The following is a 1,454-nucleotide window of genomic DNA, read 5'->3' as shown; positions in this document are numbered from 1 at the left end:
GGCCAGGGCCACATGCGCCGCGTTGGGCGCGGCCGCGACCACGCCCCGGCGGCGATGGTCGTAGAAGTCGAGCACCGTGTCGGGATCGGCGGCATAGGCCTCCGGGGTGGCGAGCCGCATCGGGTCGAACCGCGCCCAGATCCCGCCGCGGTCGCGGAACGTGCCCAGCCCGCTCTCGGCCGACACGCCGGCTCCGGTCAGCACGAAGATGTTTTTGGGCGTGCTCATGCGGCGTTCTCCATGGAATGGCCGGATATGTCCGCTGGTTGGCTGCGCGGTTTCTTTCGCCCGTGTGGCCAGAGCGCGATCCTGCCGCTCGCTTTACCGAGTGGGAGACACGAAATGTCCGCTGTTGCGCTGCTGGTCATCGACGTCCAGGAATCCTTCCGTCACCGGCCGTTCTGGAGCGCGGCGGACGTGCCGCTCTTCACCGAACGCCTGCAGACCCTCATCGACGGCGCGGCCGCCCGCCGGATTCCGGTGCTGCAGGTGTTCCACGTCGCGGAGACGGGTCCGTTTTCGGTCGAGTCCGGCCATGTCCGCACCCTCGAGCCCATCGTGATCGCGCCGACGGCCGTGTTCCACAAGCGCCGGCACAGCGCGCTGGTCGATACGGGTCTTGCGGGCTGGCTGACGCAGCACGGCATCCGCCGGCTGATCGTGTCGGGGATCCGCACCGAGCAATGCTGCGAGACCACCACCCGGCACGCCTCCGACAGCGGCTGGCAGGTGGATTACGTCACCGAGGCGACGCTGACCTTCGCGATGACCCATCCTGACGGCCGCCGGTTCGAGGCGGACGACATCAAGGCCCGCACCGAGCTGGTCCTGGTGGACCGCTTCGCCCGCATCGCCACGGTGGCGCAGGCGCTCGCCGGCCGGGACCTGCCGGTCGCCGCATGAGCGAGGCAGCGCGGCGCAGCATCCCGGTCCTGGTGGTCCTGCCGCCGCGCACCCTGCTGCTCGATCTCGCCGGCCCGGTCGAGGTGCTGCGGATCGCCGGGGCGGTGCAGGAGCGGGTCGCCTTCGCGGTCCGCTACGTGGCGCCGGATCCGTACACCCGCTGCTCGATCGGGCTGGCCCTGAGCGGCGCCGAGCCGCTGCCGGAGGCGATCGCGCCGGGTACCGTGGTGCTCCTGCCCGGCGCTTCGTCCCGGGTGCTCGGCCGCGAAGCCGATCCGGACGACGCGGCCGCCGAGGCACGGATCGTCGACTGGCTGCGCGGCGCGGTCCGGCCGGGCCACACCCTGGTCACGGTGTGCGAGGGCACGCTGATGGCCGCCCGGGCCGGGCTGTTCGACGGCTATGCCTGCACCACCCATCACGCCAGCTGCGCGCGGCTCGCCGCCCTGGCGCCCCGGGCGCGGGTTCTGGAAAACCGGCTGTTCGTGCAGGACCGGGACCGGTTCAGCAGCGCCGGCGTCACGGCGGGCGTCGACCTGATGCTCCACCTC

At 72.1% G+C, this 1,454-nt stretch carries 3 protein-coding genes; 2 read left to right on the top strand and 1 reads right to left on the bottom strand.

What is annotated here, in order from left to right; all coding sequences use genetic code 11:
- Nucleotides 1-228: Sir2 family NAD-dependent protein deacetylase (locus tag FV228_RS29565; RefSeq protein ID WP_281406551.1), on the bottom strand; the 228-nt coding region annotated here is incomplete at its 3' end.
- A gap of 114 nt (nt 229-342) precedes the next feature.
- On the opposite strand from FV228_RS29565, the gene FV228_RS29560 reads away from it, so the two are divergent.
- Entirely contained in the window at nt 343-903 is a 561-nt protein-coding gene (locus FV228_RS29560) for an isochorismatase family protein (protein WP_147857705.1), read from the top strand.
- Nucleotides 900-1,454 (top strand): DJ-1/PfpI family protein (locus FV228_RS29555; protein ID WP_187277972.1); only part of this gene is annotated, 555 nt, incomplete at its 3' end. The genes FV228_RS29560 and FV228_RS29555, both read left to right, overlap by 4 nt.

Source organism: Methylobacterium sp. WL18 (assembly GCF_008040015.1).
In the GTDB taxonomy this organism is placed as follows: domain Bacteria; phylum Pseudomonadota; class Alphaproteobacteria; order Rhizobiales; family Beijerinckiaceae; genus Methylobacterium; species Methylobacterium mesophilicum.
Note: the sequence above shows the minus strand (reverse complement) of the source record. Positions and strands in the feature narration are given on the sequence as shown.